Annotated in this window: 15 protein-coding genes and 1 pseudogene; 6 read left to right on the forward strand and 10 right to left on the reverse strand. The window is 56.8% G+C overall.

Annotated features, from left to right (window positions below):
* Window positions 1-455: 455 nt before the first annotated feature.
* Complete coding sequence (locus AB1E33_RS29190) at window positions 456-827, reverse strand: hypothetical protein (protein WP_372580739.1); 372 nt, start codon at window positions 825-827, stop codon at window positions 456-458.
* Between the two features lie 184 nt (window positions 828-1011).
* Here AB1E33_RS29190 and AB1E33_RS29195 point away from each other — a divergent pair, with 184 nt between their 5' ends.
* A complete protein-coding gene (locus tag AB1E33_RS29195; protein WP_372580740.1) occupies window positions 1012-1644 on the forward strand; it encodes a tyrosine-type recombinase/integrase in 633 nt (210 codons plus the stop codon).
* A 225-nt stretch (window positions 1645-1869) separates the two neighbouring features.
* Here the strand turns inward: AB1E33_RS29195 and AB1E33_RS29200 are convergent, their stop codons facing one another.
* From AB1E33_RS29200 to AB1E33_RS29230, 7 genes and pseudogenes are all read right to left on the reverse strand, one after another.
* Window positions 1870-2217, reverse strand: a complete 348-nt coding sequence (locus AB1E33_RS29200; RefSeq protein WP_372580753.1) for an FAD-binding protein — start codon at window positions 2215-2217, stop codon at window positions 1870-1872.
* Between the two features lie 62 nt (window positions 2218-2279).
* Window positions 2280-3338: pseudogene (tcuA, locus tag AB1E33_RS29205) on the reverse strand (FAD-dependent tricarballylate dehydrogenase TcuA); the annotation flags it as partial.
* A 2-nt stretch (window positions 3339-3340) separates the two neighbouring features.
* Window positions 3341-5014, reverse strand: a complete 1674-nt coding sequence (locus AB1E33_RS29210) for a thiamine pyrophosphate-binding protein (protein WP_372580741.1) — start codon at window positions 5012-5014, stop codon at window positions 3341-3343.
* Window positions 5015-5017: 3 nt separating this feature from the next.
* Window positions 5018-7429: an FAD-dependent oxidoreductase gene (locus tag AB1E33_RS29215; RefSeq protein ID WP_372580742.1), complete on the reverse strand. Its 2412-nt coding sequence runs from the start codon at window positions 7427-7429 to the stop codon at window positions 5018-5020.
* Window positions 7429-9828: a GcvT family protein gene (locus tag AB1E33_RS29220; protein WP_372580743.1), complete on the reverse strand. Its 2400-nt coding sequence runs from the start codon at window positions 9826-9828 to the stop codon at window positions 7429-7431. Before AB1E33_RS29220 ends, AB1E33_RS29215 begins: the two co-directional genes overlap by 1 nt.
* Entirely contained in the window at window positions 9825-11114 is a 1290-nt protein-coding gene (locus tag AB1E33_RS29225) for an aspartate aminotransferase family protein (RefSeq protein WP_372580744.1), read from the reverse strand. The genes AB1E33_RS29220 and AB1E33_RS29225 overlap by 4 nt, the downstream gene beginning before the upstream one ends.
* A complete protein-coding gene (locus AB1E33_RS29230; protein WP_372580745.1) occupies window positions 11111-12655 on the reverse strand; it encodes a trimethylamine methyltransferase family protein in 1545 nt (514 codons plus the stop codon). Before AB1E33_RS29230 ends, AB1E33_RS29225 begins: the two co-directional genes overlap by 4 nt.
* Window positions 12656-12764: 109 nt before the next feature.
* On the opposite strand from AB1E33_RS29230, the gene AB1E33_RS29235 reads away from it, so the two are divergent.
* Complete coding sequence (locus tag AB1E33_RS29235) at window positions 12765-13631, forward strand: LysR family transcriptional regulator (protein ID WP_372580746.1); 867 nt, start codon at window positions 12765-12767, stop codon at window positions 13629-13631.
* Between the two features lie 586 nt (window positions 13632-14217).
* Here AB1E33_RS29235 and AB1E33_RS29240 read toward each other — a convergent pair.
* Both AB1E33_RS29240 and AB1E33_RS29245 read right to left on the reverse strand, forming a co-directional pair.
* Window positions 14218-15237: a DUF1254 domain-containing protein gene (locus tag AB1E33_RS29240; protein WP_372580747.1), complete on the reverse strand. Its 1020-nt coding sequence runs from the start codon at window positions 15235-15237 to the stop codon at window positions 14218-14220.
* A 399-nt stretch (window positions 15238-15636) separates the two neighbouring features.
* Entirely contained in the window at window positions 15637-17256 is a 1620-nt protein-coding gene (locus tag AB1E33_RS29245) for a winged helix-turn-helix domain-containing protein (protein ID WP_372580748.1), read from the reverse strand.
* Between the two features lie 138 nt (window positions 17257-17394).
* Between AB1E33_RS29245 and AB1E33_RS29250 the strand changes: the two genes are divergently transcribed.
* The 4 genes from AB1E33_RS29250 (at window position 17395) to AB1E33_RS29265 (ending at window position 21157) form a co-directional block, all read left to right on the forward strand.
* Window positions 17395-18357 carry a homocysteine S-methyltransferase family protein gene (locus AB1E33_RS29250; protein WP_372580749.1) on the forward strand — a complete coding sequence of 321 codons (963 nt, stop codon included), beginning with the start codon at window positions 17395-17397 and terminating at the stop codon, window positions 18355-18357.
* A 49-nt stretch (window positions 18358-18406) separates the two neighbouring features.
* Entirely contained in the window at window positions 18407-19459 is a 1053-nt protein-coding gene (locus AB1E33_RS29255; RefSeq protein ID WP_372580750.1) for a peptidoglycan-binding domain-containing protein, read from the forward strand.
* A 98-nt stretch (window positions 19460-19557) separates the two neighbouring features.
* Complete coding sequence (locus AB1E33_RS29260) at window positions 19558-19908, forward strand: hypothetical protein (protein ID WP_372580751.1); 351 nt, start codon at window positions 19558-19560, stop codon at window positions 19906-19908.
* A gap of 142 nt (window positions 19909-20050) precedes the next feature.
* Window positions 20051-21157, forward strand: coding sequence for an ankyrin repeat domain-containing protein (locus tag AB1E33_RS29265; RefSeq protein WP_372580752.1), 1107 nt, complete (start codon window positions 20051-20053; stop codon window positions 21155-21157).
* The last annotated feature ends 459 nt before the right edge of the window (window positions 21158-21616 follow it).

The following is a 21616-nucleotide window of genomic DNA, read 5'->3' on the forward strand; positions in this document are numbered from 1 at the left end:
ATGATCGATTTCCTGGTCGAAAAGAGTCGTTAAGATCGCGCCCTTTGCAGACTTTACGAAGCGTCTTGACGGTATTGTAACTGACGCCCTTGAACCCAGTAACAGACATGGTGCGGCCGCCGCGAAAGTTCACTTTGTCCCGCGTCTTACCAGTTCACGCCGTTTGCAGCGAAAGTCGACAAGTACCGAAACGGCCACTCGTGCGGCGCGCGGCGAAGGGTTCAAAAGAGCCCAACCTGTGAATTCAGTTTTTTCGCTGCGCGCGCTCGCAGCATGAAAATCGCTGCAACCGCATCGTTTTCGGCGCCGCTTCGCAGCGAGAAGAACTGCCATTCGTTCTGGTTTCAGCGAGGTTGAAAGCGGCAGTCTAGAAGTCGCGGCCGAAGCCGCCGTGCGCTGAAGTTGCACAAACAGCGGCCTTGAATTTGCGCAGCTTGCCAAAGCTGGATGACATTTCACTCTGGGTCGACGATGTCTTGGACAAGGAATTGCTGGAACTTCCAAGTCTTTGCACCTGGAGCAGGCTTGCCTCCGAACTCAGCTATGAATTGCAACACATCATCAATCAAGGACATTTCCAATATTGACTTACACGGAGTTGCCGAGCGCACTGCTGGTGGATTCTCGATCACGATCTGAGATGCAATTCTCTTTGGAGCTTGAAGGATGATGAATTCGACGCCTGGCTGATTGACAATGGCAAATTCATTTTCGCTGCCGTCGGTCTGTCGACCCCCAATCGCAGGATAGAACCGGGTTATATTTTCAAGGCTCGTAGCGTGAAGCACTGCACTCATGAGCACCTCGATGTTTCCTTCTTTCAGCATAGACTAGCGGACATTTGCGCTGATTGCGGCATCTTGTTCATTGAGACCCCTTGCAGACAAATGCGCGCACAGAACATGCCCATCTGGCTGGCTTCCCAAAACGGGCGTTCAGTCCCGCTTATACACTCGCCCAGTCAGCGCGGTGCTGATGATAGGGGTTGGAGGGAGGATCGGAGGCCAAATCATGCCAAGAGTCCAACTTCCCGCAGTCACCCCAAAACGCAAGGCTTGGAATAAGGGGCGGATTATCGGGCAGAAACGTCCACTGCTGCCAAAACAAGTGTGGGCGATCCGTGCGCGGCTCGAACTTTCGGGCAATTTGCGCGACCTGGCTTTGTTCAATGTAGCCATCGACAGCAAACTTCGAGGATGTGATCTGATCAAGCTAACCGTGACGGATCTTGTCAAAGACGATCGCGTCCGGGAACGTGTTTCAGTGATCCAGAGCAAAACCAAGCGGCCAGTTCAATTTGAACTGTCGGAAAACACGCGAGAAACCGTTCTGACCTGGGTCAGATCTCCGGAGATGCTTGCTTGCCTGTTCATGTTCCCAAGCCGGTTTCGCGACCGACCACACATATCAACGCGTCAGTACGGTCGACTTGTCCGCGACTGGGTGAAGGCAATCGGTTTGGAGCCGAGTGGATATGGTACACACTCGCTTCGCCGAACAAAGGCTGCCGAGATCTATCGTAAGACTGGCAACCTTCGCGCCGTGCAACTGCTCCTTGGTCACACCAAGGTCGACAGCACCGTGCGGTACCTTGGTGTCGAGCTGGAGGATGCTCTGAGCATGGCCGAGCGCATCGACCTCTAACAGACCTTGGCGAACGGTTTTTCCGTTCGCCATTTGGGACCAGTTGCCGGTATTTCAAAGGGCGTAAGTTCATTCTGAGCCAAGCTGTGAATTCCACTGTTTTGCTGCTGTTGCTCGCTGCACCAGTATTACAGCAAGAGAAGAACTCATTCTGATGCAATTGAGGCTCAGGCAGACCCAACTGACGATGTGTAGTGTCTAAAAACAGATCCACCAGAATTACTTCTATGCTGCGTGGGTGCCGGCAAGTCGGCCAAAGACAGATCCGTTGATAAGCCCGGTACCACCAGGGTAGTTGAAGAAGAACACGCCGCCGACCAGTTCACCCGCCGCAAAGAGGCCGGGGATCGGCGTTAGGTCATTGTCGAGCACTTGAGCGGTGTCGGGGTCGATCCGTAGGCCACCGAAGGTGAACGTAATCCCGCAGCCAACTTGATAGGCCTCAAATGGGCCTTCATCGATGGTGTTCGCCCAATTGGATTTTTGCACCGCCAGGCCTTTGGTGGCCCGCCCGTCCTTGACGTTGGGATCAAACGGCGTGTCGGTATCAACCGCGGCGTTATAGGCTTTGATCTCCTCAAGAAGCCTTGTGGATCTACCCCTTCGAGTTTTTCTGCCAGGGCCTCAAGCGTCGGCGCAGTGACTTTGGTCACCCGTTTGATCCGATATTCATCGCGTAGAATGTGGGTGACCTTGGAATCTAAGATCTGCCAGGCAAACTGATCGGGTTGGTTCAGAATGACCCGGCCATATTTGGCGTAAGTGTAGTTGCGGAAATCCGCTCCCTCATCGACAAACCGCTTTCCGGTTGCATTGACCATAATGCCCCAAGGGTAGGAGTGCTTCTGGAACCCGTCACCGACATCCAGATCACCGAATTCAGGCGCGTTATAATCCCAGCCAACTGCGTGGCAGCCAGACCAATTGCCGTAGGTCGAGGCGCCGATATCCATGGCCATCTTAATGCCCTCGCCGGTATTGAACCGCGACCCGCGCACGCGGGCCATTTCCCAGCCTGGACCCAAGTAACGCGTGCGCATCTCAGGGCTCGCCTGAAACCCGCCTGCGGCGACGACAACCGATTTGGCGCGCAGTTCCTCGATCTGGCCTTTGTGGCGCACCTTGACCCCGGTGACAGCATGGCCATCGGTCAGGATTTCAACCGCGCGCGTTTCATAGCGGATCTCGACGCCGGACTCTTTGGCGATTTTGGTGTGGGCATCCACGAGCCCTTCGCCGCCACCCCATGCCTCGAGCGTAAGTCCGCCCCAGAATTTGAAACGCCCATCGACTTTGAACGCCTGACGACCATAGATCGGCAGGAATCGGATGCACTTTTCACGCATCCAGTGCATCGTTTCGCGAGACGAGCGTACGAGCCGCTCGCAAAGGGCGGGATCGGTGCGGTAACGGGGAACACGGAACATGTCGTCAAAGAACTGTTCCTCGGTATAGGTTCCAAAATCGGTGATCGCGATCTGCTCTTCGGACAGGTCGGGACAAAGCGCGCGAATATCGTCGACGCCATCATAAGCAAAGCGGATGGCGCCAGCCGTGTAGCGCGAGTTACCGCCATTTTCAGCTTCGGGCGCGCATTCCAGCATCAGAACGCTCGCGTCCTTTTCCCGCGCGGCATGTGCGGCACAAAACGCGGCGTTGCCCGCGCCGATGACAATAGTATCCCAGGTGCTCATGGTCAGGCCTCTTTCTGCGGTGCTTTGAACAGATCCTTGCGCAGCGTCATAAGCGCTCCGGGATCGATTTTGGCTTGAATAACTGTGGTTTTGCCCGATTCGATGGCCTCTTGCAGGGCCGGGCCCATTCCGCCGGGGCCGTCGACCCAGATGCCTTTGCCGCCGCAAAGTTCGGCGAATTTGTCATAGCGCGGGCTTTGAATTTCGGCACCTAGCAAGCGGCCGCCGTAAAATTCCTGCTGATAAGCTTTTTCCGCACCCCAGGCCTCGTTATCCAGAACCACGATGGTGATCGGAAGATTGTGCGAAATGGCGGTCTGGATTTCGATCATCGTATAGCCAACCGCGCCATCACCCATGATCGCCACGACAGGGCGATCCGACGTCGCAGCCTTGGCGCCGATTGCGGCGGCGAGGCCAAAGCCGACGAGGCCAAAATCAAGCGGCGTGATCAGCGACATTGGTGCGTAATGGGCCAAGCGATCAGCACCCTGAAGGCACGTATTGCCGGTATCGAGCGTCACAATCGCATCTTCAGGCAAGGCCTCACGCAGCTCGCCCAAAGCGCGGCGGGGGTGCATGGGAAGGGTTTCGATGGCCGCCTCTTCAGCACGTTCGGCGCGTAGGCTTTCCATATCTGCGACAAAGCTCTCACGCCATGCATCGCAAGCAGGTTTCGCGGCCAGCTCGGTCAAGGCCTCGGCTGTCAGCCTTGCATCACCTTGCGCGGCGATCTCTGCCGGGAAATACCGACCAACGGCTGAGCCTTCGACATCGACATGGGCGATGCGGGTTTCAGCGCCAACGTAATCGTTGGAATGGAAGGTCGAATTGAAACCAAGCCGCGCACCCAGAACCACCATCACATCCGCATGTTTGATCAGGCGAGAGGCCACGCGGTTGCCGCGTGGACCGGCTTGTCCAGCAAACCAGGGGTGACCGTGGCGCATCACATCGGCATGGCCGGTTGAGGCCACAATCGGCACTTCCAACGTCTCGGCCAGCGCCGTCAACGCGTCGTGCCCCTGACCCCATTTAAAGCCACCTCCGGCAAAAATGACGGGCCGTTCGGCGCCCGCCAGCAGCTCGGAAATCGCCGCAATATCGGCCGGTGCTGCAGGGCCAGGGCGTGCGATCTGAAGCGGCTTCGGTTCAATTGCGGGCACGTTTTCGGCAAAGAGGTCGCGTGGCACATGCAGCACGACCGGCCCACGACGACCGGTATTGGCCAACCGGATCGCATCCTCCAGCATTGGGGCCAACCGAGAAGGATCTGTGACCATCACCGAGCGTTTGCTGATTGGCGCGAACAGGGCGACCTGATCGACCTCCTGAAACGTGTCCTTGCATTGATCGGCACGGGTGATCGCTCCGGCGATGACAACCATGGGCGAATAGGCCAGATGTGCCTCTGCCACGGCGGTCACGATATTCACGACACCGGGCCCGGCCTGTGCACCCAGCACCACACCCGGCTTGCCGGTCATCCGGGCCCAGGCATCGGCCATATGGCCCGCCGCGCGTTCATCCCGCGCGCCGACATAGGCGATCTCGCCACCCTGATACATGGCGTCATAGAGTTCCAACATCGACCCGCCCAGAAGGCCAAAAACGGTATCAATGCCATTGGCCCTCAAAACGCGATATACGGCATCGCCGCCATTGATCGTAGTCATAGATTAGTCCTCGGATCGGGGCCGCAGGTTCTGCGGGTCAAAAATTGCTTCGGGGTGGATATAGACGGGAATGTCGCGGTTCAGGATCTGAACGCTAAGCCCGTCGCGCGGGGTGCCTTTCTTCACAAACAGCCAGCCAAGCGACTTGCCGACTGTGTAGCCAAAGCCGCCAGAGGTCGTCAGACCGACGATATCGCCATTGTGTAGAACCGGCTCGCCGCCATGAATGTCGATATCGCCCGCGTGAAGTTCAGCATAGAACAATTCCCATTCGGGATCGCGGGCCAGCAATGCATCCATGCCAATAAAATCGCGATCTTTGGTCACGACGAACCGCTCCAGCCCAACGTCATAGGGCCCAATATCGGTGGTCATCTCGCCACTGGCGCGATAGGCCTTCTCCATCCGCATGCCGTTGAAGGCGTAAGAACCAAGATCACGCAGCCCGTGCTTCTCACCCGTCTCAAAGAGGGCGTCGTAAATCCTGGCGATGCGATCAAGGGGCGCGTGCAGCTCCCAGCCCAATTCACCCACAAAGGACACGCGCAGCGCATAGCAGGGGATGCCCGCGACCGAGATTTCCTGCCCTGACAGCCAAGGGAAGGTCGCATTTGAAAGATCGGCATCGGTCAACTCAGCCAGAATACGACGCGACGCCGGGCCAGACATCGCCAGCATCCCCCAATCCGCACTGCGATTGACCATCTGCACATCTTCACCCTCGCGAATTTGGCTCTTGATCCAGTCGAAATCCGGGTTGGCACGGGCAATGGGTGAGCCGGTGAAATAGCGGTCCTCTGTGATGCGCCAGATGGTGATTTCGGTTTCGAACCGGCCTTTTGGCGTCAGCAGATGATTTAGGCTCATGCGCCCATCTTTGCGCGGAATACGGTTGGCCGACAGACGGTCCAACAGCTTGCCAGCATCTTTGCCGGTGATCTCAAATTGCGCAAAGGCGCAGAGGTCGATCACACCAGCGGCCTCGCGTGTCGCCTTGGCCTCATCCAGTGCATGTGCGTGCCAGGGTTGATGACCCCAGCCGATCTGCTCAACCTCACCAACCTCGCCGAAATAGCGCGGACGTTCCCAGCCCGCGACCTCGCCAAACACCGCGCCTTTGGCGGCGAGACGATCATAAAGCGGATGCCGGTTAAGCGGACGCAGCGCGTTGAACTGTTTACCAGGGCACGGCGTGTCATGGCGGCGCATGAACTCGTCCTTGGTGCGTTCGACAATGAAGTGATCCGTGGTGAAATCGCCATAGCGACGCGGGTCCATACCGCGCGTGTTGATCGCGGTTTCGCCATGCACCATCCAGTCAGCAAGCACCTTACCGGCACCGCCACCCCAAGCCAGACCGATCGATGAGCCGCAGGACAGCCAGACATTCGGTGCACCAGACGGGCCAACCAGCATGCCGCCGTCGGGTGTATGGGTGATTGCTCCGCGCACAACACGCTTGATGCCGAGCTCAGCGAGAATTGGCATTTTGTCGAAAGCAACCATCAGGAAATCGCCGATGGAGTCGTAATCGGCCTCAAACAGTTCGTTCTCTGCGGCCCAAGGCGCGCCATCCGGCATTTCCCAGACCGTCGGGCAGACATGACCTTCGTAAATGCCAATGAGGCCCGATTTCTGTTCCTGACGGATATAACCGCCATAGGAATTGTCACGCATCACCGGCAGTTCGGGTCGACCTTCGAATTCTGGAACTGTGTCGGTGACCAGGTAATGGTGCAGGCAGCTGACAGAGGGGATCTTCAAACCAAACCATTCGCCAACCTGATTGGCATAGGATCCGGCGGCAATCACGATATGTTCGGCCAGCACATCGCCCTTTTCGGTTCTAAGCAGCCACATATCACCCTTACGACTGGCCCCCAGCACCTGATTGTGGCGCTCGATCTTGGCCCCGCGTGCACGGGTCGCCGCCGCCAGCGCCATCGTCACGCTGGAGGGGTCAATATGCCCGTCCTCATAGGTGCGCACGGCGGCCTTGACGTTGTCGACCTTGTAAAATGGGTTGACCTCAGAGACCTCCTCCGGCCCGACCAAATCCATCGGCAGGTACAACAATCGGCCGACGCCCATGATCGACTTCATCCAATCGACTTCATCATCCGTGGTCGCAATGCGGAATCCGCCAACCTCGTGCCAGCCGATGCTCTGCCCGGTTTCCCGCTCGACGCTCTTGTAGGTTTCGATCGAGGTTTTGTTGATCCACCCCATAACGCGTGACCCCACCGCATGTGCGATTTGACCAGCAGCATGCCAGGTCGATCCGCTGGTCAATTCGGCCTTTTCAAACAGGATCGTGTCGGTCCAGCCGGCCTCGGCCAGTTGGTATTGGGCGGCGACCCCCATGATGCCACCGCCAATAATGGCGACGCGGGTGGTGCGGAGCGTGTCTGACATCAGAACGCCTCCTTAGCGGACTTGAGAGAACATTTTGCGGTGAAGCGCGTGCAGGCGATTTCAACTTCGAAACCTGGCACGACATCTTGCTGTGCGAGCTGATCCAGCGGCGCATCAATCATGGCGAGCGCGACAGAGCGGTCAAAGCGATAGCTCCAGGCGGCTGAGGTGATCTGCCCCACAACTTTGCCGCTAAAGTAGATCGGCTCATCATGGATGGGCAGCGCATCTGGATCATCAAACAGCAATGATACGATCTGGCGCTTAGGCTGATCGGCTGCGGCCAACGCCTCTTCGCCGACAAACCCGGTCCCAAAGGCGCAGAACGCCCCCAGCCCGGCCTCTTGCGGAGAGGTTCCGGGCGTCAATTCATGGCCAATGGCGCGGAACCCGCTTTCGATCCGTAAAGACCCACTGGCGTAGAGCCCGACATGGGTTGCGCCCGCTGCGACAAGCGCTTCATGCGCGGCCATCGCCATGTCGGAGGGGATGTAGAGCTCGTAGCCCTCTTCGCCGGTAAAGCTCAGCCGCCCGGCCCAGCCGCGGGCCAGACCGACCTCGACCGGTGCAAAGCCAAAGCGCTTCAGATCAGGCAACGGCGCATTGCTTGTGGCTTGCAGCACGTCGCGCGCTTTGGCCCCTGCAAGGCCGATCACAGCATAGCCGCTGGTGACATCCGTGACCTCGACGCGGAAATCGCCTTTGGTCTCGCGCATGCGCTTCATGTCGCGCACGACTTCGCCTGCCCCAACAATCATCAGATAGGTCTCTGGCCCATGGCGCTGCACGGTCAGGTCGCTTTCAACGCCGCCGCGTGTATTGAGGATCTGGGTATAGGCAATCCGGCCCTCTTTGATGTCCATCTCAGCCGCACAAAGGCGGTTGAGAAAGGCGCAGGCGTCGGGCCCTTGCACCTTGATCTTGCCAAAGGCCGATTGATCCAGAATGGCCGCGCCAAAGCGGCAGGCCTCCACTTCCTTGGCCACGTGTTCGCGCCATTTCGGTACATCAAAGGTGAGCGGCAGATGCGCCGCCTCTCCTCCGAAATGGACAGCGCGTTCCCAGCCACCGCGCCCCTCGAACCGGGCACCCGCCGCGACCAGGCCGGTATGAATGGGGGAGCGACGCTGCCCCCGCGCCGTGTCCATCGAGCGGCCCGGATAGGGGTTGTCATAGTGGCGGCCCAGCACTTCGGGGATCCGTGCCTCCAGCGCACCAAGCACGTTCATTTCAGGGCTGAAGCGGCGGATATCCGCTTCGTTCAGCTCCATTGTGGGCTCGCCTGCAATGATCCATTCGGCCATCGCCTTGCCCGCGCCGCCCGCAAGCGCGATGCCCGTGGAGTTCATGCCACCCAGCAGAAACAGACCCGGCACCTCAGGGCTTTCACCCATCATGAACTGGCTGTCGAGCGTGAAGCTCTCCGGCCCGTTCAACAGCATCCGCACCTCGGCTGTTTCCAACGCGGGAATGCGACGCAACGCATTCTCCATCATCGGCATGAAGTGATCCCAATCCTCGTCCAGCAGATCAAAGGAGAAATCGGCTGGCAGATCTTTGGTGGAAATGCCCTTGGCATGCGGCTCAAACGACCCCACCAACAGCCCTTCGACATCATCGCGGGCATAAAGATAGGCATCCTGATCATTCAACGTTGGCAGATGCGCGCCTTTGCCAAGCGCCTGCACCTCGGCCAGCGGCTTGGTCAGGATGTAAAAATGCTCGCAGGCATAAAGCGGCATATGCGCGCCTGCCATCTCGGCCACTTCCCGCGACCACAGGCCCGAGGCGATCACCACCTCGTCAGTTTCGATCACGTGTTCGCCGATCTCGACGCCTGAAATGCGACCATTCTTCTTCTGCAATCCCGTCACGCGGGTGTCTTCGAAGATTTTCACGCCCCGCGCCCTGGCCCCTTTGGACAGGGCCAGCGCCACGTCTGACGGGTTCACCCGCCCATCCGCTGGCGACCACACGGCACCTATGACATCGTCGACCTCAATCAGAGGCCAAAGCTCTTTTGCACGTGCGGCATCGACGACCTCGGCCTCCAGACCAAAGGCGCGCCCAAGCGAGACCTGACGTTTTATGTTGGTCAGGCGGTCCTCATTTGTGGCCAGGGTCAACGACCCTGTCTGCGTCCAGCCCGTGGCCTGACCGGTTTCAACCTCCAGCTCGCCATAGAGATCGATGGAGTAGTTGATCAGCTTGGTCAGCGTCGCTGACGGGCGCAACCGCCGCACAAGACCGGCAGCGTGCCAGGTGGTGCCAGAGGTCAGTTTCGAGCGTTCCAGCACCACGATGTCTTTGCGCCCTTCGCGGGCCAGATGATACGCGATGGAGCAGCCGATGACGCCACCACCGATGATGACCGTACGTGCAGATGATGGGAGGGTCATTGCAGGACTCCGTCACGGACCATGTCCAAAAGGGTATCGCTAAAAGCCGTCAGGGCTTCATCTATCAGGTCCGGGGTATGAGCGGCTGAGGTCAGGCCCGAGGTGTAGGCCATCATATCCACCCCGCGCCACAGCATCCCATCACGATAGGCTTTGACAATTGGTTTGGGCAGCCCGCGGATTTCTTTCGGGCCAAGACCCTCAAGGCTGCGTTGGCCAAAAAAGACGTGGAAAATGGAACTATCGCCGTAAGCGATGCCCGTTACGCCCTGTTCATCCATCGCGGCATTCATGCCGTCGCGCATCCGGGTCGCCATTTTATCTGCCTGCGCCTGCGCATCACCGCTGGCCAGCAGCGGCATCGCCGCAACTGCAGCGGCCGCGACCAGGGGCGATCCGTTGAACGTCCCCTTATGGCTCACCGCCGGGCCAATGCCGTCGCGAACAGTGGCGTTGTTCATAAGCTCCATAATCTCGGAGCGACCGCAAATGGCGCCACCGGGTAGACCTCCGGTCACGATTTTCGCCAAAGTGGTAAGATCGGGCACAATGTTGTCGCGGGCTTGCCGCCCGCCGGGAGACCATCGAAATCCGGTGATGATTTCGTCAAAGATCAGCACCACGCCCGCAGCCCTTGCAACATCATGCAATGCACGCAGGGTATCGGTTGCCAAGGGCACACATCCATAATTCGCCCCAGAGGCCTCGATGATAACGGTTCCGATGCGCGTGTCCTGCAATGCGCTTTCCACGGCCTGAGTATTGGCGGCGCAGACATGGATTAGTTCGTTGATCACCTGCGGAATGCCCAATGAGGTTGCTTGATCGCTGCCGGGTTTGGCACCTTTCAGGGCGTGATCGTGCCAGCCATGATAATGCCCCTCAACGCGCAGCACATGGTCCTTGCCAGAATGGGCGCGCCCCAATCGCAAGGCCAGCATGGTGGCTTCGGACCCCGATGCGGTGAACCGGGTGCGGTCTGCACAGGGGAATAGATTGTTGACCCACTCCGCCCATTCAATCTCCGCCTTGTGGCAATCGGCACTAAAGATCGAACGCGCGGCTTGTTTCTGAATCGCCTCCACAATGGCGGGGTGGCAATGTCCCAGCACCTGGCTGGCGCTGCCCATCTTGAAATCAATGTAGCGGCGCCCGTCCACATCCCATTTCTGCGCGCCTTGCGCGCGTTCGATGAAAACAGGGTGCGGGTCGCGGTAGCGCAGCTCATGACTGACACCCCCCGGCAAAGCTGCCCGTGCTTGGATACTGAGGCTCTGATTGGTCATTCCGGCCGTCCGGTTTGGGTGCGTGTCAGGCGAATGTCGAATTTGTCCCGCAGCATCCGGTCCAAATCGTCGGGCACATGGGTCGGAAAATAGCTGTTCAGGATCTCGCGGGCTTTGTCCCGCGCTACATCGCCAATCCGCTGCGCCCCGTCTTCCTCCCAGTCGCGCGGTGCACGACGATCGCCGATCTCGGGATAGAAATAGTCAGATTTCATTCGGCTAAACGTGTGCTGTTCGCCCAGGTAATGCCCCTCGCCACGACATACTTCTGCAATGACATCAGCGGCGATATTTTCAGGCGTCGCCTCGATGCCACGAATGGTCCGCAGGATGTTTCCCAACAAGTCGTTATCCGTGACATACGCGGCATGGCTTACGCCGAGCAGACTGGACATCATCCCTGCGGCTTGGGTCACGATGTTCGACCCGGCATGGGCCGCCATGGTGACCGCCAGAGTTTTTTCGGCCCCGTATTGCGCATCAAGGCGCTTGGCGTCGGTAATCCCGGCGATCGAACTGGTCGGCAGGTCCCAGTAGCGCCCCATCTGAGCCGCACCCGCCATCAAAATGGCTTGCTCACCACCCCCACCACTCATCGAGCCGGTGCGCAGGTCTGCCACCAAAGGTTTTGGCGCAAAGATCGCTTTGACCTCGGGATCAACCAGACGGGCGAAAACCAAACCCGCCAAAGTCTCGGCCACCGCTTGCACCAGCGAACCTGCAATTGTCGCAGGGCTCGTGGCACCGGCCTGACCGGCGCTGATCAATTGCACGGGGAACCCGGCCTGGATCGCCAATTCCAGCACGTCGCAGGCTTCTTCGGCAAACCGCATGGGTGGAACGACATGGCACACCATAACCGTCAGGAAAGGCCGGGCGCGAAACGCAGCTTCGCCGCCGGCAATGGCATAGCAAAGCTGCGCAATCTCAGCGACGTTTTGCGGCTCGGTGATCGAGATCGAAACGTGTTTGGATGTGCCGGCAAGACAGGCATAGGCTGTGTTCAGATCCATCAGCGCATTGTCTTCGATATCGCGTGCCACGACCGAGCGGCTAAAGTGATGGATGTTATCCATCTGATCCACGATCCGCGCCGCATCGTAGAGGTCTTGCAATGTCGAATCCCGATACTTGTGCGTATCCAGATCAAACACGCCTGGTGCCGCGCCGCCCGTGGACATATGCACCCGGGCCGCTTCTATCTTCAGGTCGTTTGCAGGGCGCTGACCACATAGGGTAAAGCCCCGCCGCGCTTCGTCTATCGCCCAATTCACCAATTTGCGCGGGAACAGCAGCCGACCGTCATCCGTCATGGATCCGCCAGCGGCAGTGACTTTCGCAATCATTGAGGGGATCGCCTGGCTCAGGCCCAGCTGATCAAGAAGCTTCAGCGCCGCTTCTTCGACCATTGTCTCTTCACCAGCTGAGAGTGGTTTCAGACGCCCGCCGACCACACCCGGCCAGACCGGTGGCTGCAGGTCGGGTTCCGAGACTTGCTTCAAGCGATCCTTGCGACCGCGCCGACGGTTTGTTTTGGTCATCGATTCATGAGCTCAGGTTTGTACTCCTCTATCTTGCACAGGAATTTACCGAGTTTACAAAAGCAACGTTCTCAGCAATGAATGAGAAAAACTCATCATTTGGATTGTTGTGACAGCCTCTCTTACAGCCCTACGTGCCTTTGACGCTGCTGCCCGGAACGGCAGTTTTCGGGCGGCCGCGGCGGACCTTACAGTGACCCCAACGGCGGTCAGCCATCATATTCGCGGATTGGAAGATCAGCTTGGCGTCAAACTTTTCAGGCGCGAAGGTCGTGATGTCGCCCTGACCGAGGATGGTAGGCGCCTGGCCCATGCGACCAATCAGGCCTTTGGTTTGCTGGACAATGCGGTTCGATCCTTGCGACGAAGCGCACGCAAAGCAGTGCGTGTTTCGGCGGGGCCGATTCTTACGGCACGCTGGCTCATGCCGCGGATCAGTGATTTTTGGGAAACCCATCGCGAGATCGAACTGGAAGTGGTGCCAGCCCGTCATCCCGGCGCTCCCGACCGTGAAAACGTCGATGTCATCATCAGCTGGGACCGCATTGCCGACATGGCAAGTGATGCGGTCAAACTCATCGAGCTAAGCCCCGTCGCCATTGCCTCGCAAGATTTTATCGCAAAGCAAGGACCCATCGAACGCCCGGAAGATCTGTTGAGCCTCCCCAAGTTACACCAAAGAAATCACTGGGGTTGGTTGGACTGGTTTGAGGCAATGGGCGTTGCAACACCCGATATGCTGCACGGTCCGATCTTCGAGGACGCAAACGCGCTGTTGCGCGGCGCTGCTGAATCGTTGGGTGTCATCATTGGCTGGCTTCCGTTGATAGACCAAGATCTGGCAGAAAACAGAGTGGTTCGGATTTTCGACGAGCGTATTACCCCGACCCATGGCTATTTTGTTGACGTCCAGCACACAGGCCGGGCGCGCTCCGAAGTGAGAGAGGTTGAGGAGTGGCTTATCGCACAATCATGATTGGGAACTGCACTAATTGCCGTGCGAGAGGCCGGAGTGAGATCGCGAAACAGCTGAGCGGCAAGATGAAATGTGCGCTTCGCAGCGATTTTCAATGACCGCACTGCAATCTATGGGTGCAGCTTGGCCATGCGCGGCCTGTCCTAGAACGCGATCTTAGAAAGCGGATTGGCGACACGGTCAACGAGGCCACGAGAGTCTGTTCGCCGCCTCAATCAGATGCAATTGCATAAAGCAAAAATGGCTGCGTCTTGATGGTTTGGTTGAATTGCAATGAAAGCGCGGCATCGGATTGGGTCAAATCCCGCCTTTGAACGGCTGCTTTTGCTATGCATGCGGCAGCGCAGCAGAAACTATGCCGCAACTGCAAGTCAATGCTGTGTCAGCGAAGGCGAAGAATCCAAGGACGGTTTTGTCCGCATCTTACCAGTTCGCGCCCGCTGCAGCGAACGGCGGTGCTGTTCCCGAACTGGCCCTTCGTGACAAGCGCGGCGAATACCGGGTCGGAGCCCTTGTTGCTCGTTTTCTGACGCCGGATCCGTACTTACCTTACGGACACCTACGCAGCTTCAGAAAGTGCGAGCAGTTATTCTACCGGTGCCATTGTTGGAAATACCCATTCACCTGTTTGGACTTCCTTTTTCGGTTGATAGAGCCGAACAATGTAATTCCAACCCACTGTGATCGGGATGCAATTTGGCCTGCCATCGTCGCATCCACCGGCGTTAACAGTGACCGAGCCATCGTCATTTCTTACAGCGGTCACGCTGTTGAACGAATATGAGTTAAGTTCGTTTGGCTCCATATAACCGTCTGCGTTGTAAATCGTAATGGATGCAAATCCATCCACAGGAACCTCTTCGGTTAGTGTGATGCTATGCGGTGTCGTTCCATCATTCATCGCAGGCACCACGTTTTGATAAACCGCCGCTTCTACGGGATTTCCACCCCAACCGTATGCAGTGCCAAGAAGGTGGTCGATTGGGTTAAGTTTTTCTTTGTCACCAAAGAACCCCTTTATGTCAGACTTTGTTGCGGCCAGCACGTTTACTGCAACGCGCAAGTCGACAAGCTGCTCCTCGTTCCACTCAGGTATTTCAAATTTTCCGCTGTCTTCCTGCTTCACAATAATTTGGTCCTGCAGTGCATTTGCTTCAGCGATATCATCAGGGCTGTTGGCATCAACGAATGTGCGAAGGATGACGAAGACATATCGAGAACCGATATCTTCTTGGGTCAGAGTAAACTCGCCGGAGTCGTGCTCTACAGGTTCCATCGAATGGTCCTGATTGATGATGAGCATAGATTGGAAACGTCCATTTGCCTCCGGTTTTACAATCGTCACCGGTTTCGTAAGATCGAAAACACCAGCAGAGTAAAGTGTATCCCGGTTCATGCGAATAACGTCCTGCGCATCCATCGGAGTTGGTTGGCGAATATGATAAAATTGTCCGAAGGCGCCTTGATCAACATACCTCTGCATCGTCATATCTGTTTCAGCGCGCACAAATGTGTCGACGGTAACAGGCTCATCTGCTAGCGCAGCGCCTGAAAGTAAAATCGTTGAAATTAGTGTCTTTGGTAGTGTGACAATCATGTTGCGCATCTTAATTCACCTATTTTTGTATGCTGGAACTACATCACATGGCCGTCAGATTGCCAAATACTATCGAAGTTACAATGATCAGTTACTCTTCCGTTTGGCACGGTAATGCGGCACAGTTTTTTTGTCAGGATGACATCTGCTTTTTCAAATAATTGGGGGCAGCTTTGTCCCGCGTTGTGTAAGTTCGAGTGTCTTCAGATTTTGCACGCGCGGCGAATGGCGACAATGCGGGCTGCGAGCGCGGCATCTCGGTTGGCTATTGGATGTCTGGTAAGGGCCGCGGGTGCCAGCCCTAGTCGAGGATTCTAAGTTGGCTTTCCGACAACCAATCGTTGGTTATCTTTAAGCGAGTTCAGAGTATCTGCGACCGATTGATTCAGCCGGACAATGCGTCTTCAATCACGACAGATGGGAATACTTTTCGGGAAAAAACACCTCCAACCCGGCCTTTCTCCATCCTTCCAGCATCAACAGGGGCATTTTCCCGGCGACACACCAGACTTCGGCCTCGGTGAAAATCCTCGTTGCAAAGTCGGGATACAGAGCTTTGATGGTCTCGACCTCGGCGCGGGTCAACTCCATGTCTCCGGCGAGTGCGCTATAGGCAACCATGTAGGCATGATACCAGAAATACCCTTCCATCGGCGTTTTCTTTTGTTCGGCGATGGCGGCTCTCGGGTCTCCGCTGACGAAGTAGTCACAAGCGCGTGTGAGGCGGAACCAACCGGGATGGACTGGGCTGAGTTCGACGGCGCGATCGGCCAATGGAACCGCTCGTTCGAAGTCGCTGATCAGGCAGTAACAGAACGCGATTTCCGCCAGATTATGCGCGTGACCCGGATTGAGTGATACACATTTCTCAGCGGCAACGTGGAAGTCGTCCAGTTCTTTTCGATGGAATCGCGCCAGCGCGCGGGCAAGGTAGGCAAAGCTGTTTTCACGATCAAACGACACGCTTTTTTCGGCATAAGTAAGCGCGTGATCAAGCAGATCCGGTTTGGGTTCGGCATGAAAGGGCAGTCGGTATTCATCCACATATAAAATCGCCAACGCGGCCCAGGCATCAGAAGACCCGCGGTCTTCAGCGGTCGCTGCCTCAAGGCCCGCCTTAACGTCGGCGTGGAGCTTCCGATCTCTTGTCTCGTAGTAGTCGTAGAAGCGCGCTATCTGTAGGTAGGTATCCCATTTGGTGAACTGAGCACCGCGATTATGGCGGGTGATGAATTTGCCGATCGGCCCGTATCGGTCAGCGATCCGCCCGGCGACAAGCAGCGCGATCTGATCCTGTATCTCATAAAGGCTATCCGGGCTGGCCTCGCGTTCGAACTGCTCTGCAAGAACGCTCAGACCGGTCACTGCGTCAAGTAGCTGCACCTTCACCCGTGTAATGGCCCCTGTCAGCCGCACGCTGCCTTCCATCACAAAATCTGCGCCAAGCCGTTGGCTCAGATCGGTGACGCCCGCGCCGTCATTTATGAGCTTAGTCGTCGTCAAGCGCGAGAAGACAAACAGATCGCGGAAACGGGCGAGGTTGGAGATTGTCTCTTCGGTGAGGCCTTTGGCAAAAACCACCTCGTCGTTGCTTTGCGCAAAGCTCTCGAAGGGAAGCACGGCGATGGAGGGCCTGTCTCTGGCATCTGGGAGGTCAAACCTTGTCCGGGCCGTATCCTTTGCGGCGTCGGGGACCAAATGATCCTTGCCCGGGTCATCAAGCTCCTCAACATCCGCGATAAAGCGCAATCCCTGACCATGGACCGTCCGTATCACGCTTTGCAACTTGCCAGTGTCACCAAGCGCAAGCCGAGCTGATCGGATCCGGCTGCTGACAGCTCCCTCTGAGACAATGCGTCCGCCCCAGACGACATCCATCATCTCGGATTTCGAAACCATCCGATGGCGATTTGCGATCAGCAGCCTGATGATCGCAAAGACCTGCGGTTCGAGTGCAATCAACTTGCCGTCTTCGCGTAGCTCAAACGTCTCTGGGTCAAGCAGGAACCTGCCAAATCTGTATTTCATTATGTCCTTATAACAAATTCTAGGAAATCTATGGAATTTCTATAGGTGCCCTTCAAGCGACAGATCGCACGCATGTCTAGGTGTTTCATTGCTCGGCCCAAAAACGATGCGCCGGGTCTAGGTGAAAAGGAAATAGATATGAGTGCAAAATACCGTGACCGTTTGCCCCAACTTCTCGGCAAACAATGTCTGAGCGATGGGGGGCTGGAGACCCATCTCATTTTCAATGAAGGCTATGATCTGCCCATGTTCGCGGCGTTTACGCTGTTGCAAGAGGAGGCAGGACGCCAGGCATTGGATCGCTACATGCGCCGGTTTGCCAAAATTGCCTTGCGTGATGGCCGGGGGCTTATTCTTGATACCCCGACCTGGCGCGCCAGTGCGCGGTGGGCCAAAGATATTGAGATTTCGGTCGATACCCTTGCCAGGCTGCATTGTGAGGCCGTGGAACGGCTGCATGACCTGCGTACGGAACTGGAAACACCAGCGTCTCCGTTTGTAGTCAATGGGGTGATCGGGCCCCAGGATGATGGCTACAACCCGCAGACCTTCATGAACCGCAACGTGGCGCAGATCTATCACGGGCAACAGGTTGATTGGTTCGCGGCGCTGGATGTCGACATGGTATCGGCAATCACGATGACCTATGCGGACGAGGCGATCGGCATCACCAATGCCTGCGCTGATGTGCAGATTCCGGTTGTCATCTCGTTTACGGTTGAGACGGACGGGCGCTTGCCATCAGGGCAGAGACTGGGTGAGGCGATTGAGCAAGTCGACGCGGAAGCCGTTCTTGCCCCAGCCTATTACATGATCAACTGCGCGCATCCCGATCACTTTGCAGATGTACTGACGGGCAATCCTGCGTGGCTGTCACGTGTCATGGGCATCCGGGCCAACGCATCGCGGATGAGTCACGAAGAGCTGGATGCGGCAGAAGAGTTGGACGAGGGAAACCCGCAGGAATTGGGTGGCCACTATCGCCAATTGGCCGGGATTCTCCCAAATCTGACGGTCATGGGTGGCTGCTGTGGCACCGACCACCGCCACATCGACGAGATCAGCAAGGCATGCCTGCACGCCGACGCCACAGCCGCCTAACCGACGCGCCTGCATCGGCTTGGATGGCCGGTGCTCTGACACGTGAGTATTGTACGATTTAAGGAATGGTAAAATGAAAAAATTGAAAATGGGATCCAAGGGGCCCGACGTCAAAACCCTGCAAACCACTCTGAATAAGACGCCTCCCAAGGCAAAGCTGAAGATCGATGGGATTTTCGGGGTCAAGACCGAAGCTGCGGTCAAGGCGTTTCAAAAGGCCAAGCGGCTCAAGCAGGATGGCATCGCGGGCGAAAAGACGCTCGGTGCACTCGGGCTGCATAAAAACAAAAGCCAAGAGGTTGACTGGCCCTGGCCAGAAATGGATAAATCGATCCGCAGCAACCACAAGGTTTATGCAACACATCGCCGGATCGTCTCCGCTGCGTTGAAGCTTGCAGGAAAGACGAAAACAGCCGAAATGGCAGCGCTGCAAAAGAAGATGCAGGCGGCTCTGAAAGAGCTCAACCATACCTTTTTGGCGCAGGACAAGCCCGCCAGAGCTGTTGTCGTTCTGGAACGCGCATTCCAGAAGGCCAAGCGCGGCAATCCGTCGGCCTGTGCCGGAGTCGTGAAAAAAGCAAAGAAACTTTCCGAGACCTCGGCCAATGCAGCCATCACATTGCTCAGTGCAGAGGAAACGGTCGAGGCGCTTGCCGTCGAGATCAAGCAGGCGGCTTCGAATGCGCCGGAGCGGCGACCGGTTGAAAAGACCAGAAAACGGATCACCCGATACAAATCGCTTGGCGTGGCTGACAAAAAAAGCATGGATAAAAGCCTTGAGCTGTGCCGCCGTCATTCGAGCCCCGGCGTGGATGCGGTGCGCGACAAGTATTTGGAGATGATTGAAACAGCCAACGCATACGGCAATTCCTCTGTCGACCAGATCATGCGTCATTTGGTGGATCTGGAAGTGCTTGAGATCAAATACAACAACGCGATCAAGAGTGCGCCCGCCAGAGAATTGAGTCGTGCGCTGGAGAAGATCAAGTTCGACGAGAAGACGATAGAAGGTCTGGAAAAGTCCCGCCTGATCCGATTGAAGAAAAAAGCGGCGCTCGACAAGGAACTTGTCAAGCAGATCAAGGCTTCGGTATTCGCTTAAACTGCAGTCCTGCCCCCAAAGCGGGTGTGGGGCTGGTTCATAACCCAGTGTAGAGGCCCTTATGGCCACAATGTATTTTCGGAATTAGGAGAAAGATGATGATGAGAAGAGGCCTTTTGTCGGCGCTTGTGCTTGCAGGAAGCGCATTACTGGTGCCACAGATCCTTGCGGCTGATGGGTCGATTGCCGGAACCTATTCGGTCCAGGGGCGCAATGTCGAAGGCCAGATATATGACGGCGTGGCGACTGTCGCGCAGGACGGCTCATTCGTGAATTTCGAATGGAGGATCGGTACCCAAGTCATTAACGGCGCCGGATCAATTGATGGCAGGGTCGTGACTGTCGACTGGGGGTCTGAATTCCCCGTTGTCTATGTGGTGATGGCCAATGGCTCGTTGCATGGAACATGGGCCGACGGCCTGGCACTTGACAGGCTGACGCCTCAGTAGTCGGGAGCTGCGGTTTAGGTCGGCTTTGTGCCGATGATGCAGTACATGCTTACCTATCGCGTCGTTGCTGCGTTGCCGCTGGGACCGTCTATCAGCCTAAAGTGTTGCATGCCGTTCCATCGAAGCAATAGTGTAGCCAACAATGAGAAGTCTCACTGGCCAAGACAACGATTTCCTCAAGATTGTACTGCCAGCGGCAGCTGCTGGAAAAGTGGATGCGGTCAAGAGCTACCTGGAAACCAAACCGTCATATTTGCACAGGATTGGCCCGCACGGGCGCACGATGTTGTGGGAAGCGGCGCGTGGCGGCAAGTTCGCGATGGTTAAGCTGTTGGTGGAATTGGGTGCCGACATTGAGGGGCGCGGTTGCTACAACAATGAGACACTGGTTGAGCTGTCACCTTGGTGTATTGCCACGTTTCGAGGCAGATCAAAGGTCGCTGAATTGCTCCGTCAATATGGTTCAGAATACCGGTTGGAGTCTTACTGCTTCTTGGGTGATCTGGACAGAGTTCGCGACCTAATTTCAAAGACGCTAATCAATAAGGTTATCTGCGAAGAACCGGGCAGGGACCGTTTGTCGGCGCTGCACTATGCCGTGGCAGGCCGACAACTGGACGTCGCGAAGTTTCTGATCAGCGAAGGCGCTGATGCGGTGACCGATGGTGAGCGCATGGGGAGTTGGGCAGTTGGCCATGAACATTCTGACATGCTTCGACTTCTGCTGGACAACGGTGCGACATTGCGTCCTGGAGACGCAAACGAAGCGTGTTTGTCTGGGCGTTGGGCTTCCGTCTTGAGTGGCTACGGATACCAACTCGACATCAACGCTCCAGATCGGTTGGGATTTCCGCCGCTCATCGAGGCTTGCCGTGGAAATCACAACGCGACGGAGAACATCGAAGAAATCCAACGCTTGCTCAGACGGGGCGCTGACGTGGCAGTTCGAGATCACAAGGGAAAGACAGCCCTGCATCGCGCAGCGCAAGCAAACTTCACCATCGCGATACAAGCACTGTTTGATGCCGGTGCTGATCTGGACGCGACTGACACCAAAGGGGAGACACCGCTCTATGATGCGATTAGGGCCGGGCGTGAGGAGTCAGCTGCACTGTTGATCGAGCTGGGTGCCGATACCGCAGCTCGAAACAATCTTGGCCAGTCCGTTTCGCTTATCGCGGAGCGTTCAAAGAAGCCGACCGCGGAATTGATAAAGTCAGTGGTTCGCAAAGGTCGAAAAGCACACTGAACATAGTTTGCAAGCGGCGCAATTCTTCAGTTTGGGCTTTCGCAATTATTGCAGATCCGCGTTGATGCAGAATTCGTTAAGCAAATGCAAATCACCTACTGTTGCCGTTGCAACGAATTGCTGGTTGCATTGGTCACCTCAGGTCCAAGGGAACTCTGCCAGCCATTCATTAGTTGCTATCATTGACGGCCCTGATGACTGATCGACATGAGCTGACAGCAAGATTGGGGGAAGTGACGTTGATTGCGAATGCATATGGGTTACACCCAGCGCAAGCGCCGCCAATGCAGACTCGTGCGCCTCGGAAAAAGGCACTTTGTTGCACGGGTCTGATAGAAGGCGCAGTTCGCCTTTCCCGGGGGATTTCAGACACGTTCGAACTTCGCACAACCGAGTTCGGTCATACGGTTGAGGGCTTTGGTAGATATCCGGATTTCGGTGTTTTGCCGGTCGATCTGC

Source organism: Ruegeria hyattellae (genome assembly GCF_041537925.1).
GTDB lineage: Bacteria > Pseudomonadota > Alphaproteobacteria > Rhodobacterales > Rhodobacteraceae > Ruegeria_C.

Excerpts from the sequence above, each read along its gene's own strand:
- AB1E33_RS29190 (WP_372580739.1), bottom strand. The coding sequence starts at position 827 with ATGCTGAAAGAAGGAAACATCGAGGTGCTCATGAGTGCAGTGCTTCAC.
- AB1E33_RS29195 (WP_372580740.1), top strand. The coding sequence starts at position 1,012 with ATGCCAAGAGTCCAACTTCCCGCAGTCACCCCAAAACGCAAGGCTTGG.
- AB1E33_RS29210 (WP_372580741.1), bottom strand. The coding sequence starts at position 5,014 with ATGACTACGATCAATGGCGGCGATGCCGTATATCGCGTTTTGAGGGCC.
- AB1E33_RS29215 (WP_372580742.1), bottom strand. The coding sequence starts at position 7,429 with ATGTCAGACACGCTCCGCACCACCCGCGTCGCCATTATTGGCGGTGGC.
- AB1E33_RS29220 (WP_372580743.1), bottom strand. The coding sequence starts at position 9,828 with ATGACCCTCCCATCATCTGCACGTACGGTCATCATCGGTGGTGGCGTC.
- AB1E33_RS29225 (WP_372580744.1), bottom strand. The coding sequence starts at position 11,114 with ATGACCAATCAGAGCCTCAGTATCCAAGCACGGGCAGCTTTGCCGGGG.
- AB1E33_RS29230 (WP_372580745.1), bottom strand. The coding sequence starts at position 12,655 with ATGACCAAAACAAACCGTCGGCGCGGTCGCAAGGATCGCTTGAAGCAA.
- AB1E33_RS29240 (WP_372580747.1), bottom strand. The coding sequence starts at position 15,237 with ATGCGCAACATGATTGTCACACTACCAAAGACACTAATTTCAACGATT.
- AB1E33_RS29245 (WP_372580748.1), bottom strand. The coding sequence starts at position 17,256 with ATGAAATACAGATTTGGCAGGTTCCTGCTTGACCCAGAGACGTTTGAG.
- AB1E33_RS29250 (WP_372580749.1), top strand. The coding sequence starts at position 17,395 with ATGAGTGCAAAATACCGTGACCGTTTGCCCCAACTTCTCGGCAAACAA.
- AB1E33_RS29260 (WP_372580751.1), top strand. The coding sequence starts at position 19,558 with ATGATGAGAAGAGGCCTTTTGTCGGCGCTTGTGCTTGCAGGAAGCGCA.
- AB1E33_RS29265 (WP_372580752.1), top strand. The coding sequence starts at position 20,051 with ATGAGAAGTCTCACTGGCCAAGACAACGATTTCCTCAAGATTGTACTG.